General features: G+C 61.9%; 11 protein-coding genes. 10 read left to right on the top strand and 1 reads right to left on the bottom strand.

Annotation, left to right across the window (positions count from 1 at the left end; all coding sequences use genetic code 11):
* The first annotated feature begins 97 nt into the window (after positions 1 to 97).
* The 6 genes from rplK to rpoC all read left to right on the top strand — a co-directional run bounded on the left by rplK (position 98) and on the right by rpoC (position 11317).
* On the top strand, positions 98 to 529 hold the full coding sequence (gene rplK / locus J2T57_RS21740) for a 50S ribosomal protein L11 (RefSeq protein ID WP_253485756.1): 432 nt from the start codon (positions 98 to 100) through the stop codon (positions 527 to 529).
* A gap of 1 nt (position 530) precedes the next feature.
* On the top strand, positions 531 to 1235 hold the full coding sequence (rplA, locus tag J2T57_RS21735) for a 50S ribosomal protein L1 (RefSeq protein ID WP_253485754.1): 705 nt from the start codon (positions 531 to 533) through the stop codon (positions 1233 to 1235).
* 515 nt (positions 1236 to 1750) lie between these two features.
* Positions 1751 to 2278 (top strand): 50S ribosomal protein L10, encoded by a 528-nt coding sequence (gene rplJ / locus J2T57_RS21730; protein ID WP_253485752.1) that lies wholly within the window; start codon positions 1751 to 1753, stop codon positions 2276 to 2278.
* An 80-nt stretch (positions 2279 to 2358) separates the two neighbouring features.
* On the top strand, positions 2359 to 2736 hold the full coding sequence (rplL, locus tag J2T57_RS21725; protein WP_253485739.1) for a 50S ribosomal protein L7/L12: 378 nt from the start codon (positions 2359 to 2361) through the stop codon (positions 2734 to 2736).
* 180 nt (positions 2737 to 2916) lie between these two features.
* Positions 2917 to 6981 (top strand): DNA-directed RNA polymerase subunit beta, encoded by a 4065-nt coding sequence (gene rpoB, locus J2T57_RS21720; RefSeq protein WP_253485723.1) that lies wholly within the window; start codon positions 2917 to 2919, stop codon positions 6979 to 6981.
* Between the two features lie 76 nt (positions 6982 to 7057).
* Positions 7058 to 11317, top strand: coding sequence for a DNA-directed RNA polymerase subunit beta' (rpoC, locus tag J2T57_RS21715; protein WP_253485720.1), 4260 nt, complete (start codon positions 7058 to 7060; stop codon positions 11315 to 11317).
* A gap of 225 nt (positions 11318 to 11542) precedes the next feature.
* On the opposite strand, the gene J2T57_RS21710 is transcribed toward rpoC, so the two are convergent.
* The gene (locus J2T57_RS21710; protein ID WP_253485703.1) at positions 11543 to 11719 is read right to left on the bottom strand and encodes a hypothetical protein; all 177 of its coding nucleotides are present in this window, start codon (positions 11717 to 11719) and stop codon (positions 11543 to 11545) included.
* 88 nt (positions 11720 to 11807) lie between these two features.
* Here J2T57_RS21710 and rpsL point away from each other — a divergent pair, with 88 nt between their 5' ends.
* From rpsL to J2T57_RS21690, 4 genes are all read left to right on the top strand, one after another.
* A complete protein-coding gene (rpsL, locus tag J2T57_RS21705; RefSeq protein WP_253485700.1) occupies positions 11808 to 12182 on the top strand; it encodes a 30S ribosomal protein S12 in 375 nt (124 codons plus the stop codon).
* A gap of 50 nt (positions 12183 to 12232) precedes the next feature.
* A complete protein-coding gene (gene rpsG, locus J2T57_RS21700; protein WP_253485697.1) occupies positions 12233 to 12703 on the top strand; it encodes a 30S ribosomal protein S7 in 471 nt (156 codons plus the stop codon).
* Positions 12704 to 12724: 21 nt separating this feature from the next.
* On the top strand, positions 12725 to 14815 hold the full coding sequence (gene fusA / locus J2T57_RS21695; protein WP_253485694.1) for an elongation factor G: 2091 nt from the start codon (positions 12725 to 12727) through the stop codon (positions 14813 to 14815).
* Positions 14816 to 14904: 89 nt separating this feature from the next.
* Positions 14905 to 15000 (top strand): GTP-binding protein (locus tag J2T57_RS21690; protein ID WP_253485780.1); only part of this gene is annotated, 96 nt, incomplete at its 3' end.

The raw sequence follows: 15000 nt of genomic DNA, 5'->3' as shown, positions 1-15000 counted from the left end.
CAAAAGGTTTTGCCACGGCGGTGATCGTGCCCGCCGCACGACTTTATTGACACACCGGGGAGCCTCACGGCGCTAGCACCCACACCAGGAGGTCTTCATGGCCAAGAAAGTCCAGGCTTATATCAAGCTGCAGGTCAAGGCCGGCCAGGCCAACCCGTCGCCCCCCGTGGGCCCGGCGTTGGGCCAGCACGGCGTGAACATCATGGAATTCTGCAAGGCGTTCAACGCGCAGACCCAGGACATGGAGCCGGGCCTGCCGACTCCCGTCGTCATCACCGTCTACAACGATCGCAGCTTCACCTTCATCACCAAGACGCCCCCCGCGGCGATCCTGCTGAAGAAGGCTGCCGGCATCAAGAGCGGCAGCGGTCGCCCCAACAGCGAAAAGGTTGGCAAGGTGACCCGCGAACAGCTCGAAGAGATCGCGAAGACCAAAGAGCCCGATCTCAACGCCGCTGACCTGGACGCCGCCGTGCGCACCATCGCCGGCAGTGCCCGGAGCATGGGCCTTGACGTGGAGGGTGTGTGACATGGCAAAGCTGACCAAGCGCCAGAAGGTTTTTGCAGAGAAGGTGCAGCGCGGCAAGCTCTACCCTGTGGAAGAGGCCTTCCAGCTGCTGAATGATCTGCCCACGGCGAAATTCCCCGAGTCGGTGGAAGTGGCCGTGAACCTCGGTGTTGACCCGCGCAAATCCGACCAGGTTGTGCGTGGTTCCACCGTGCTGCCCAACGGTACCGGCAAGACGGTGCGTGTTGCCGTGTTCGCCCAGGGTGCCAATGCCGAAGCCGCCAAGGAGGCCGGTGCCGATATCGTCGGTCTTGAAGATCTGGCGGAAAAGGTGAAGGGCGGCGAGCTCAATTTCGACGTCGTGATCGCAAGCCCCGACACCATGGCGGTGGTTGGCCGGCTTGGAACGATCCTCGGCCCTCGCGGTCTCATGCCGAATCCCAAGGTCGGCACCGTTACCGCAAATGTGGCCGAAGCCGTGACCAACGCCAAGGCCGGTCAGGTGCGGTACCGCACCGACAAGGCGGGCGTGATTCATTGTGCTATCGGCAAGGTTGGTTTCGAGCCGGCCAAGTTGAAGGAAAACCTGGATGCACTGCTGGTTGACCTGAACAAGGCCAAGCCGTCGGCGGCCAAGGGCATTTACGTGAAGAAGATCACCGTGGCCAGCACCATGGGCCCCGGTGTTGCCGTTGATCCGGCGACGGTTGGTGCGGCGAAGCCGTAATCGTCGGTTGGGTGGCTTTGGCCCGGCGTGGGTTGCGGTGCGTTACGGCCTTTGGCCTAACGCACCCTACGTGGGGCTTCGATCCGGCTTCGTAGGGTGTGTTAGCCGCAAAGCGGCGTAACGCACCGAAAACAACGGTGGTTCGGGATGTATGCCCCGATCTACGCAACGAATACCAATCACCGGCTTTGATTGGTGATTGGGGTCTTGAGGCTGTCGGTAGCGGCAGCCGTCAAAGACCGCTTGGCGCGGCGCAAGCCGCTTAATCGGAAACGGTGGTTCGCCACCCGATCCGGCCAGCGCAGACGGTGCAGCCCCGGCAGGAGTTTCCTGCGGTAGGCGACCGTTGGTTCGGAAGTTGGTGTGGCGCTTGCCTAACCCCCCCGTAGGGTGCTTTAGCGCAAAGCGCGTAACGCACCGGATTTTCCGAACCGGGCAACAGCAACACCGTTGCCCAACGGGTACTCCGGCACAGTTGTGCCGGGGGTCATGGCCAGGTTCCAGGAGGAAGTTCAATGGCATTAAGTCTGGAACAGAAAAAGGCGATGGCCGAGGAAGTCAATGCGGTCGCCAAAACGGCGTTTGCTGCTGTTGCTGCAGAGTATCGTGGCATCACGGCGACCCAGATGGATGGCCTGCGCTCCGAAGCGCGCAAGCAGGGGGTCTACCTTCGGGTAGTGAAGAACTCCATTGCGCGTCGGGCGGTTGAGGGCACCGACTTCGAATGCATGACCGAGGGCTTTGCCGGCCCGCTGTTGCTCGCTTTCTCTCAGGAGGAGCCGAGTGCTGCAGCGCGTGTGGTGAAGGACTTCGCGAAGCAGAACGACAAGCTCGTTCCGAAGTTGGTGGCGCTGAGCGGCACCTTGTATCCGGCGACCGAGCTCGATCGCCTGGCAAGCATGCCGACCCGCGATGAAGCCCTCGCCATGCTCATGGGCACCATGCGTGCGCCGATCCAGAAGTTCGTCACCACGGTTAACGAGGTGCCGAGCAAGCTGGTTCGTACGCTGGCCGCTGTGCGCGATGCCAAACAGGCGGGCTGATCCGACTTCCACGGACGCTGAATTCTGCAAGCAGGAGACCCTGCGGGGTCGCAAGCGACATTAATCAGGAGTAAGTTACAATGGCCGTTTCCAAAGACGAAATTCTCGAAACGATCGGCAACATGACCGTGCTGGAGATCGTCGATCTCATCGAGGCAATGGAAGAGAAGTTCGGCGTAACCGCCGCTGCCGCCGTCGCCGCTGCGCCGGCCGCCGCTGGTGGTGAAGCCGCCGCTGCCGAAGAGAAGACCGAGTTCGACGTGATCATGACCAGCTTCGGTGCCAACAAGGTGTCGGTGATCAAGGCCGTTCGCGGCATCACTGGCCTGGGCCTGAAGGAAGCAAAGGATCTGGTGGAAGGTGCACCTTCGCCGATCAAGGAAGGCGCTTCCAAGGAAGAAGCCGACGATATCAAAGGCAAGCTGGAAGAAGCTGGCGCGTCCGTCGAGATCAAGTAACACTTGGCGTACAGCGACAGACAGTCCGGATAACGGGTTGGGCTGGCAGCGTGGAGCTGCCGGCCTTTTCCCGTTTCCGGCTTTTGCGGTGGTGTTCAAAGTTGCGGGTTCGGGCTGACGCCGAGCCCGGAAGTTTGGACATGCATTCGCCCTGGATCGACCGTTTGGTGAGGAACCTCGATGGCCTACTCGTTCACCGAAAAGCAGCGCATTCGAAAGGATTTCGGCAAAATTCCCAATCTGCTGGAAGTCCCCTACCTGCTCGCTACACAGCTTGATTCGTATCGGCAGTTCCTGCAACTGGACAAGCCTGTCGGGAGCCGGGAAGAAACCGGTCTTCATGCGGCCTTCCAGTCCGTGTTTCCGATCTCCAGCTATTCCGGGAGCGCGGCGCTGGAGTACGTGAGCTACCGCATCGGCACGCCTGCGTTCGATGTGAAGGAGTGTCAGCTTCGGGGCATGACTTACTCGGCGCCGCTGCGCGCCCTTGTTCGCCTGGTCATCTATGACAAGGACGGCAAGACGGTCAAGGACATCAAGGAGCAAGAAGTCTACATGGGCGAACTGCCGCTCATGACGGAGAACGGCACCTTCGTGGTGAACGGTACGGAGCGGGTTATCGTCTCCCAGTTGCATCGCTCGCCCGGTGTGTTCTTCGATCACGACAAGGGCAAGACCCACAGTTCGGGCAAGCTGCTGTTCAGCGCCCGGGTCATTCCCTACCGTGGGTCCTGGCTCGATTTCGAGTTCGATCCCAAGGACAACATCTTCGTGCGCATCGACCGCCGCCGGAAGCTGCCGGCCACGGTGCTGTTGCGCGCCCTCGGCCTCGGGCCGGAGGAGATTCTCGATCTCTTCTTCGAGAAGAACACCTTCAACCTGCACAAGACCAAGGTGGTGCTGGAGCTGGTGCCGGAGCGCCTGCGTGGCGAAACGGCTACCTTCCCCATCATGGTGGACGGCGAAGTGCTGGTGGAATCCGGCCGGCGTGTCACCGCCCGCCACATCCGCCAGATGGAAAAGGCTGGTCTGGACAAGCTTGAAGTGCCCGAGGACTACCTTGAGGGCAAGGTGCTCGGTCACGATGTGGTGAACAAGGAGTCCGGCGAGATCATCGCCGAGGCGAACACCGAGCTGACGCCTGATCTCATTCAGGCGATGCGCGATGCCGGCGTGAAAAAGCTGGAAACGCTCTACATCAATGACCTGGACCACGGCCCGTACGTTTCCACCACGCTGCGGGCGGACACCACCCGCACCCAGCTCGAGTCGCTGGTGGAAATCTACCGGATGATGCGTCCCGGCGAGCCCCCCACCAAGGAGGCCGCCGAGAACCTGTTCGGCAACCTGTTCTTCAGCGCTGACCGCTACGATCTCTCGTCCGTGGGCCGGATGAAGTTCAACCTGCGTGTCGGCCGTGAAGAGGTGACCGGTTCCGGTACCCTGGATAACGACGACATCATTTCCGTCCTCAAGACCCTGATCGACATCCGTAACGGCAAGGGCACGGTGGATGACATCGATCACCTGGGCAACCGCCGTATTCGCTGCGTCGGCGAGATGGCCGAGAACGTCTTCCGTGTCGGCCTGGTGCGGGTGGAGCGCGCCGTGCGTGAGCGCCTGTCCATCGCCGAGAGCGAGGGCCTGATGCCCCAGGAGCTGATCAACGCCAAGCCGGTGGCCGCCGCGATCAAGGAGTTCTTCGGTTCCTCGCAGCTCTCGCAGTTCATGGACCAGAACAACCCGCTGTCGGAAGTGACCCACAAGCGACGCGTTTCGGCCCTGGGCCCGGGTGGTCTGACCCGCGAGCGTGCCGGCTTCGAAGTGCGCGACGTGCACCCGACGCACTACGGTCGCGTCTGCCCCATCGAGACGCCGGAAGGCCCGAACATCGGCCTGATCAACTCGCTGGCCTGCTACGCCCGCACCAACCGCTATGGCTTCCTCGAGACGCCGTATCGCCGGGTGGTGGACGGCGTCGTAACCGACGAGGTGGATTACCTCTCGGCCATCGAGGAGTCCCGCTACATCATCGCCCAGGCCAACGCCCGGGTTGATGAGAACAAGCGGCTGGCGGATGACCTGATTTCCATCCGTCACCAGAACGAATTCGGCATGTCCACACCGGACAAGATCCAGTACATGGATGTGTCGCCGAAACAGACCGTGTCCGTGGCGGCGGCGCTGGTGCCGTTCCTCGAGCACGATGACGCCAACCGTGCGCTCATGGGTTCGAACATGCAGCGCCAGGCGGTGCCGACCCTGCGTGCCGAGAAGCCCCTGGTGGGTACCGGCATGGAGCGGGCCGTGGCCATCGACTCCGGTGTCACCGTGGTTGCCCGTCGAGGCGGCACTGTGGAATCCGTCGATGCGGCGCGGGTGGTTATTCGTGTCAACGACAACGAGACCAACCCCGGCGAGCCCGGTGTCGACATCTACAACCTGACCAAGTACACCCGTTCGAACCAGAACACCTGCATCAACCAGAAATCCCTGGTGGGCGTGGGTGATCATGTGGCGCGGGGCGACGTGCTGGCCGATGGTCCGAGCACCGATCGCGGCGAGCTGGCCCTGGGCCAGAACATGCTGGTCGCCTTCATGCCCTGGAACGGCTACAACTTCGAGGACTCCATCCTCATCTCCGAGCGCGTGGTGCAGGAAGATCGCTACACCACCATCCACATCGAGGAGATGACCGCGGTTGCCCGTGACACCAAGCTGGGGCCGGAGGAGATCACCGCCGATATCCCCAACGTGGGTGAGAGCGCGCTCTCCAAGCTGGACGAGGCGGGCATTGTGTACATCGGTGCCGAGGTGAACGCCGGCGACATCCTGGTGGGCAAGGTCACGCCGAAGGGCGAAAGCCAGCTCACCCCGGAAGAGAAGCTGCTGCGTGCGATCTTCGGTGAGAAGGCCTCCGACGTGAAGGACACCTCCCTGCGGGTGCCTTCCGGCATGGACGGTACCGTCATCGACGTGCAGGTGTTCACCCGTGACGGCGTCGAGAAAGACTCTCGTGCCCTGTCCATCGAGCGTGAGGCGCTGACCAAGATCCGCAAGGATCTGGACGATCAGTACCGCATCTTCGAGGACGACGCCTTTGCCCGCGTACAGCAGGCAATTGTCGGTGAGGTCGCCGAAGGCGGCCCCGGCGGCCTGAAGTCCGGCACCAAGGTGACGGAGAAATATCTGGAGAATCTCGATCGCAACAAGTGGTTCGAGATCCGCATGAAGGACGAATCTGCCAACGAGCTGCTGGAGCGTACCCAGCGCCAGTTGAAGGAGCAGGTCGAAGCCTTCGAGGCCCACTTCCAGGAGAAGAAGGGCAAGATTACCCAGGGCGATGACCTCGCGCCGGGCGTGCTGAAGATGGTCAAGGTCTACCTGGCCGTGAAGCGCCGCATCCAGGCCGGTGACAAGATGGCCGGGCGTCATGGCAACAAGGGCGTGATCTCCATGATCGTGCCCCAGGAAGACATGCCGTTTACCGCCGATGGTCGCCCCGTGGACGTGGTGCTGAACCCGCTGGGTGTGCCCTCCCGCATGAACGTGGGGCAGGTGCTTGAAACCCACCTGGGCTGGGCCGCGAAGGAGCTTGGGCGACAGCTGGGCGAGATGCTCGAAGCCAAGGCCAAGGTCGATGACCTGCGCCAGCGGCTTGACGCCATCTACAACCACAGCGGTCAGGCGGTGGATCTGGCAAGCCTCAGCGACGACGAGATCGTCAACCTCTGCAGCAACCTGGAAGGCGGCGTGCCCATGGCCACGCCGGTGTTCGACGGTGCCAACGAGGAAGAGATCAAGTACATGCTGCGCCTGGCCAAGCTGCCGGAGGCCGGTCAGACCACACTGTTCGACGGACGCACGGGTGATTCCTTCGATCGCCCGGTGACCATCGGCTACATGTACATGCTGAAACTCAACCACCTGGTGGACGACAAGGTCCACGCGCGTTCCACCGGCCCGTACTCGCTGGTTACCCAGCAACCGCTGGGCGGCAAGGCGCAGTTTGGTGGTCAGCGCTTCGGTGAAATGGAAGTGTGGGCGCTGGAAGCCTACGGCGCTGCCTATACCCTGCAGGAGATGCTGACGGTGAAATCCGACGACGTGAACGGCCGAACGCAGATGTACAAGAACATTGTCGACGGCAACCACGAAATGAAGGCGGGCATGCCGGAATCCTTCAACGTGCTGGTGAAGGAAATCCGCTCGCTCGGCATCAACATCGAGCTGGAGCAGGATTGACTGAACGGCACTGAGACTGCGGCAGGGCGCCTGCGGGCGCCCACCACACACCAACGCAGGTGATGGACGAACAGTTATGAAAGATCTATTGAACCTCTTCAAGCAGCCCGGTGCCCAGCTGGACGATTTCGATGGTATTCGGATTCGCCTGGCCTCGCCGGAAATGATCCGCTCCTGGTCCTTCGGTGAAGTAAAGAAGCCGGAGACCATCAACTACCGCACCTTCAAGCCGGAGCGTGACGGGCTTTTCTGCGCCAAGATCTTTGGCCCGGTAAAGGACTACGAGTGCCTGTGCGGCAAGTACAAGCGCCTCAAGCATCGCGGCGTGGTCTGCGAAAAGTGCGGCGTGGAGGTGACGCTGGCGAAGGTGCGCCGTGAGCGCATGGGCCATATCGACCTGGCGAGCCCGGTGGCCCACATCTGGTACCTGAAGTCGCTGCCCTCGCGCATCGGCCTGCTGCTGGACATGACCCTGCGGGACATCGAGCGCATTCTCTATTTCGAGGCCTTCGTGGTCATCGATCCGGGCATGACGCCGCTTGAGCGTGGCCAGTTGCTCACCGACGAGGGCTACCTGGACGCGGTGGAACAGTACGGTGACGAGTTCGACGCCCGCATGGGTGCCGAGGCCGTCATGGAGCTGCTGAAGAGCGTCGACCTTGCCGAGGAGCAGGAAAAGCTCCGCGAGGAACTGAACGCCACCAACTCCGACACCAAGATCAAGCGGCTGTCCAAGCGGCTGAAGATCATCGAGGCGTTCCTCGAGTCCGGCAACAAGCCGGAGTGGATGATCCTCACCGTGCTGCCGGTGCTGCCGCCGGATCTGCGGCCGCTGGTGCCGCTGGATGGTGGCCGTTTCGCCACCAGTGATCTCAACGATCTCTACCGGCGCGTGATCAACCGCAACAACCGCCTGAAGCGGCTGCTGGAACTGGCGGCGCCGGACATCATCGTGCGCAACGAAAAGCGCATGCTGCAGGAATCCGTGGATGCGCTGTTGGACAACGGCCGCCGTGGCCGTGCCATCACCGGCACCAACAAGCGCCCGCTGAAGTCCCTGGCCGACATGATCAAGGGCAAGCAGGGCCGTTTCCGGCAGAACCTGCTCGGCAAGCGCGTGGACTACTCCGGTCGCTCCGTGATCGTGGTGGGCCCGACCCTGCGTCTGCACCAGTGCGGCCTGCCCAAGCGCATGGCGCTTGAGCTGTTCAAGCCGTTCATCTTCTCCAAGCTGCAGCGGCTTGGGCTTGCCACCACCATCAAGGCGGCGAAGAAGATGGTGGAGCGCGAGACCCCGGAAGTCTGGGATATTCTCGAGGACGTGATCCGCGAGCATCCGGTGATGCTGAACCGGGCGCCGACCCTGCACCGCCTGGGTATCCAGGCGTTCGAACCGGTGCTGATCGAAGGCAAGGCAATCCAGCTGCATCCGCTGGTCTGTACCGCCTTCAACGCCGACTTCGACGGTGACCAGATGGCGGTGCACGTACCGCTGGCACTGGAAGCCCAGCTCGAAGCCCGTGCGCTGATGATGAGCACCAACAACATCCTGTCGCCGGCCAGTGGTGAGCCCATCATCGTGCCGTCCCAGGACGTGGTGCTTGGTCTCTACTACATGAGCCGCGAGCGCATCAATGCCCGCGGTGAGGGCATGGCGTTTACCGATCTCGATGAAGTGCATCGTGCCTACGACACCCGTACCGTGGACCTGCAGGCCCGGGTGAAGGTCCGTATCCACGAGAAGATCATCGACGAGGAAGGCAACCTCAGCGAGCATTCCGGTCTGCGCGAAACCACCGTGGGTCGTGCGCTGATCTACCGCATCGTGCCTGAGGGGCTGCCGTTTGCCCTGGTCAATCGCGACATGAACAAGAAGGCCATTTCCGCCACCATCAACGCCTGTTATCGGCGGGTGGGGCTGAAGGCCACGGTCATCTTTGCTGACCAGCTCATGTACATGGGCTTCGCGTTCTCCACACGGGGTGCGGTGTCCATCGGCGTGAACGACATGACCATCCCCGAGGAGAAGGAAGGCATCCTCAAGCTTGCCGAGGAAGAGGTGAAGGACATCGAGGAGCAGTACGCTTCCGGTCTGGTGACCAACGGTGAGCGCTACAACAAGGTGGTGGACATCTGGTCGCGTACCAACGATCAGGTGGCCAAGGCCATGATGGAGAAGCTTGGCACCGAGGCGGTGATCGACGCCGAGGGCAAGGAAGCTCGCCAGACCAGCTTCAACTCCATCTTCATGATGGCCGACTCCGGGGCGCGTGGTTCACCCGCCCAGATTCGTCAGCTCTCCGGCATGCGTGGCCTGATGGCCAAGCCGGACGGCTCCATCATCGAGACGCCCATCACGGCCAACTTCCGTGAAGGCCTGAACGTGCTGCAGTACTTCATCTCCACCCACGGTGCCCGTAAGGGTCTCGCGGATACGGCGTTGAAGACGGCCAACTCCGGTTACCTGACCCGCCGTCTGGTGGACGTGGCCCAGGATCTGGTTGTCACCGAGCAGGATTGCGGCACCGACAACGGTGTCTACATGGCGCCCATCATCGAGGGTGGCGACGTGGTCGAGCCCCTGCGCGAGCGGGTGCTGGGTCGCGTGGTTTGCCGGGATATTCTCGATCCGGAAACCCAGGATGTGGCGATCCCCACCGGCACGCTGCTCGACGAGCGCCTGGTGGACATGCTCGAAGCCATGGGTATCGACGAAGTGCTGGTGCGCTCGCCGATCACCTGTGACACCCGGCATGGTGTCTGCGCCAAGTGCTACGGCCGTGACCTGGCCCGTGGCCATGGCGTGAACATCGGCGAGGCCGTGGGCGTCATCGCGGCGCAGTCCATCGGTGAGCCGGGTACCCAGCTCACCATGCGGACCTTCCACATCGGGGGTGCGGCATCCCGTGCCGCCGCCGTCTCCAACGTGGAAGTGAAGTCTGCCGGCAAGGTGCGGATGCACAACATCAAGTTGATCAAGCATCACACCGGCAACTTCGTCGCCGTCTCCCGCTCCGGTGAGATCACGGTGATGGACGAGCAGGGCCGTGAGCGTGAGCGCTACAAGGTGCCCTACGGTGCGACCATCACCGCTGCTGACGGCGAGGCCGTGAGCGCCGGGCAGATCGTCGCCAACTGGGATCCGCACACCCACCCGATTATCACCGAGGTGAAGGGCCGGCTGCGCTTCTTCGACTTTGTCGACGGCGTGACGGTGACCCGTCAGGTGGACGAGATCACCGGCCTGTCGAGTCTTGAGGTGACCGATCCCAAGTCCCGCGGTGGTTCGGAGCACACCAGCCAGCTGCCAGGTGCCGAGCACAAGGTCGCCGCCAAGGACATGCGGCCGATGTTCAAGCTGGTGGACGAAGACGGCAAGGACATCATGATCCCGGGCACCGACATTCCGGCGCAGTACTATCTGCCGGCAGGTGCCATCATCAGTGCTGACGACAACGCTGATGTGGACGTGGGTGACGTGCTGGCCCGTATTCCGCAGGAGTCGTCCAAGACCCGCGACATCACCGGTGGTCTGCCCCGGGTGGCCGACCTGTTCGAAGCGCGCAAGCCGAAAGAGCCGGCCATCCTGGCCGAGATCTCCGGTACCGTGTCCTTCGGCAAGGAAACCAAGGGCAAGCAGCGTCTCGTGATTACGCCGAAGGAAGGCGACAACTACGAGGAGCTGATTCCCAAGTGGCGCACGGTCAACGTGTTCGAGGGTGAGCACGTGGAGAAGGGTGAGGTCATCGCCGACGGCGAGCCGAACCCCCACGACATCCTGCGGCTGCTTGGCGTACCTGCCCTGGCGTCGTACGTGGTCAAGGAGATCCAGGACGTCTACCGGCTGCAGGGCGTGAAGATCAACGACAAGCACATCGAGGTGATCATTCGCCAGATGCTGCGCAAGGTCGAGATCAGCGACGCCGGCGACAGCACGGTGCTGAAGGGCGAGCAGATGGATCGTGCCAAGGTGCTGGACGAGAACGACATCCTCAATGCCCGTGACAAGGCGGCGATCCAGTTCAATCCGGTGCTGCTCGGCATCACCAAGGCTTCGCTGTCCACCGAGTCGTTCATCTCGGCGGCCTCCTTCCAGGAGACCACCCGGGTGTTGACCGAGGCATCGGTACGCGGCGCCAAGGACGACCTGCGCGGCCTGAAGGAAAACGTCATCGTGGGTCGGTTGATTCCGGCAGGTACCGGTTTTGCCTACCACGAAGAGCGTCGTCGTCTGCGGCGTCCCATGGAGTTGCCGACATCCAAGGCCGCTGCCGAAGCGGAGCTGGCGTCTGAGTTCGCCGGTAACGAGGCGGGTGGCGACGGAGACGAGAGCTAGGTTCGGCTCTCTTTGTTGCCAAGGCACCTTATAAAGAGACCGGCCGTTTGGCCGGTCTCTTTATTTGCGGTGCGTTACGGCCTTCGGCCTAACGCACCCTACGTGAGTAATAGGGGAACCGCGGTCCATGAGCGGCGCAACGGACCGCGGTTTGTGCATTGGGTGTGGGGCCGGCAAACAAATGACCGCCGTCGCGGTGCGTTACGGCCTTCGGCCTAACACACCCTACGTGAGGACGTGCCCGCTGTAGGGTGTGTTAGCGCGCAGCGCGTAACGCACCGCATCGGCGCTGGCCATCACCCCCACCAACGCAACGTCGGCACGGCGCGTCACACCCGCCGGGCTACCGCGCCCTACGCCATTTGCCGCAACCCCGCGCCAGCCGTGGACTTCGGTTGACACTGCCCATGCACGCGCCTACAATTGCGCACCTTCGACAGGCCGGCGCGTTCGGCCTGTCGTTTGTTTACTGTCTGGAGTGAGCGTTTCAATGGCTACAGTTAACCAGTTGGTCCGCAAGGGTCGGCGTAGTAAACCGGAGAAAAGCAACGTCCCGGCGCTCGAGGCGAGCCCTCAGAAGCGCGGCGTCTGCACACGCGTCTACACCACCACGCCGAAGAAGCCGAACTCGGCCCTGCGTAAGGTCGCCCGTGTACGGCTGACCAACGGCTATGAAGTCTCCTCCTATATCGGTGGTGAAGGTCATAACCTGCAGGAACACTCGGTGGTTCTCATTCGCGGCGGTCGTGTAAAGGACTTGCCGGGTGTGCGTTATCACACCGTGCGCGGCTCACTTGACACCGCTGGTGTCGACGGCCGGAAGCAGGCGCGTTCCAAGTACGGCACGAAGCGGCCCAAGGGCTGATACAGCGGGCGGCTCACAGCGCCTCAAACTGACACACTTCGGGTAGACACATGCCGAGAAGAAGAGAAGTACCGAAACGAAAGATTTTGCCGGATCCCAAGTTCGGGAGTGAGCTGCTGGCGAAATTCGTCAACATGCTGATGCAGGACGGCAAGAAGTCCGTGGCCGAGAAGATCGTCTATGACGCTCTGGATCACATGAAGGCCAAGGGTGTCGAGGATCCGGTGGAGACACTGGAGACCGCCCTGGACAATGTGCGCCCGACGGTCGAGGTGAAATCCCGCCGTGTCGGTGGCGCCACCTACCAGGTGCCGGTCGAGGTGCGTCCGGAGCGGCGCAACACCCTGGCCATGCGCTGGTTGATCGAGGCTTCCCGCAAGCGTAGCGAGAAGACCATGGCGCAACGGCTGGGCTCCGAGGCGAGGGAAGCTGCCGAGAATCGCGGCACCGCCGTGAAGAAGCGTGAAGACACGCACCGTATGGCGGAGGCCAACAAGGCCTTCTCTCATTATCGCTGGTAAACGCAATCAAGGTATTTCGCCGTGGCACGCAAGACCCCAATAGAGCGCTATCGCAATATCGGTATCATGGCCCACATCGATGCCGGTAAGACCACCACGACCGAGCGCATCCTGTTCTACACGGGCGTCTCCCACAAGATGGGTGAGGTGCATGACGGCGCGGCCGTGATGGACTGGATGGAGCAGGAGCAGGAGCGTGGTATCACCATCACCTCTGCTGCGACCACCACGTTCTGGCGCGGTATGGATCAGCAGTACCCGGAAACGCGTATCAACATCATTGATACCCCCGGGCACGTTGACTTCACCATCGAAGTCGAACGCTCTCTGCGTGTGCTCGACGGCGCTGTGTGCGTGCTTGATGCCAATGCCGGCGTTGAGCCGCAGACCGAAACCGTGTGGCGTCAGGCCAACAAGTATGGCGTGCCGCGCATGGTGTTCGTCAACAAGATGGACAAGATGGGTGCCGACTTCTATCGCTGCGTCGACATGATGCGCAAGCGGCTGGGCTGCATCGCTGTTCCGATCCAGATGCCCATCGGTGCCGAGGATGAGTTTGAAGGGCTCGTCGACCTGGTTCGCATGAAGGCCATCTACTGGAACATGGAAGACGCAGGCATGACCTACGATGCCCGCGACATTCCCGAAGAGCTCCAGGAGCGCGCCGCCGAGATGCGCGAAGAGATGATCGAAGCCGCTGCCGAAGGCGACGACGAGCTCATGGAGAAGTATCTCGAGAACGGTGAGCTCACCAACGACGAGATCAAGCGCGGCCTGCGTTCACGCACCCTGGCCAATGAAATCGTTCCGGTAATCTGTGGCACCGCTTTCAAGAACAAGGGCGTGCAGGCGTTGCTGGACGCGGTGATCGAGTACATGCCGAGCCCCGTCGACGTGCCCGCCATCAAGGGCGAGCTGGAAGACGGCAGTGAGGCCGAGCGGCATCCGGATGACGAAGAGCCGTTCTCTGCTCTGGCATTCAAGATCGCCACCGACCCGTATGTGGGTACGCTGACCTTCTTCCGTGTCTACTCCGGGGTCATCAGTTCCGGTGACAGCATCTTCAATCCGGTGAAGGGCAAGAAGGAGCGCGTCGGCCGAATGGTCCAGATGCACTCCAACGACCGTCAGGAAATCAAGGAAGTCCGCGCCGGTGACATCGCCGCTGCCGTGGGTCTGAAGGATGTCACCACCGGTGACACCCTGTGCAGCAACGAGCAGAAGGTCACCCTGGAGCGGATGGAATTCCCCGAGCCGGTGATCTCGGTCGCCGTAGAGCCCAAGTCCAAGGCCGACCAGGAAAAGATGGGTATGGCGCTGGGCAAGCTCGCGCAGGAGGATCCGTCCTTCCGCGTACGCACCGACGAGGAGTCGGGCCAGACCATCATCTCCGGTATGGGTGAGTTGCACCTAGAGATCATCGTTGACCGCATGAAGCGCGAGTTCAAGGTCGAGGCCAACGTGGGGGCGCCGCAGGTGGCCTACCGCGAAAGCATTCGCAAGACCGTGGAGCAGGAAGGCAAGTTTGTTCGCCAGTCCGGTGGTCGCGGTCAGTACGGCCATGTCTGGATTCGCATGGAGCCGCAGGAACGTGGCGGCGGCTATGTGTTCGAGAATGCGATTGTGGGCGGTGTGATTCCGAAGGAATACATTCCGTCAGTCGACAAGGGCATCAAGGAACAGTCGGAAAACGGCGTTATTGCCGGCTTCCCGGTGGTCGATTTCAAGGTCACCTTGTACGACGGTTCCTATCATGATGTTGACTCTTCTGAAATGGCGTTTAAGATTGCGGGCTCCATGGCTTTCAAGGAAGCCGTGCAAAAGGCAGACCCCGTCATTCTCGAGCCGATGATGAAGGTCGAGGTCGTCACCCCGGAAGACTTCATGGGTGACGTCGTTGGCGACCTTAACCGTCGCCGTGGCCTGATCAAGGGCATGGAAGAGTCGGCCACCGGTCGCACCATCAGGGCCGAGGTTCCTCTGAAGGAAATGTTCGGTTATGCAACCGATCTGCGCTCGGCCACCCAGGGTCGCGCGAATTATTCCATGGAGTTCGGCCATTACTCGGAAGCGCCGGCCAGCGTGGCGGAAGAGGTCAAGAAGGCATCCTGAGGGTGCCTTCTCTTTAGCTCTGCAGTCGTTAGCACATACAGCAACTTCCGGCCTGGTGCCGGGACGTAAACGGATAAGGGGAGTGAGTCGTGTCCAAGGCGAAGTTTCAGCGTAGCAAGCCGCACTGCAACGTGGGCACCATTGGTCACGTTGACCATGGCAAGACGACACTGACTGCGGCGCTG

The sequence above is a fragment of the Natronocella acetinitrilica genome (assembly GCF_024170285.1).
Lineage (GTDB): Bacteria > Pseudomonadota > Gammaproteobacteria > Nitrococcales > Aquisalimonadaceae > Natronocella > Natronocella acetinitrilica.
This window is presented reverse-complemented; position numbering and strand designations above follow the sequence as displayed.

Bases quoted from the DNA above. Each gene is read 5' to 3' on its own strand.
- rpoC (WP_253485720.1), top strand. From the start codon at position 7,058: ATGAAAGATCTATTGAACCTCTTCAAGCAGCCCGGTGCCCAGCTGGAC.
- rplA (WP_253485754.1), top strand. From the start codon at position 531: ATGGCAAAGCTGACCAAGCGCCAGAAGGTTTTTGCAGAGAAGGTGCAG.
- rplK (WP_253485756.1), top strand. From the start codon at position 98: ATGGCCAAGAAAGTCCAGGCTTATATCAAGCTGCAGGTCAAGGCCGGC.
- rpsL (WP_253485700.1), top strand. From the start codon at position 11,808: ATGGCTACAGTTAACCAGTTGGTCCGCAAGGGTCGGCGTAGTAAACCG.
- rpsG (WP_253485697.1), top strand. From the start codon at position 12,233: ATGCCGAGAAGAAGAGAAGTACCGAAACGAAAGATTTTGCCGGATCCC.
- rplL (WP_253485739.1), top strand. From the start codon at position 2,359: ATGGCCGTTTCCAAAGACGAAATTCTCGAAACGATCGGCAACATGACC.
- rplJ (WP_253485752.1), top strand. From the start codon at position 1,751: ATGGCATTAAGTCTGGAACAGAAAAAGGCGATGGCCGAGGAAGTCAAT.
- rpoB (WP_253485723.1), top strand. From the start codon at position 2,917: ATGGCCTACTCGTTCACCGAAAAGCAGCGCATTCGAAAGGATTTCGGC.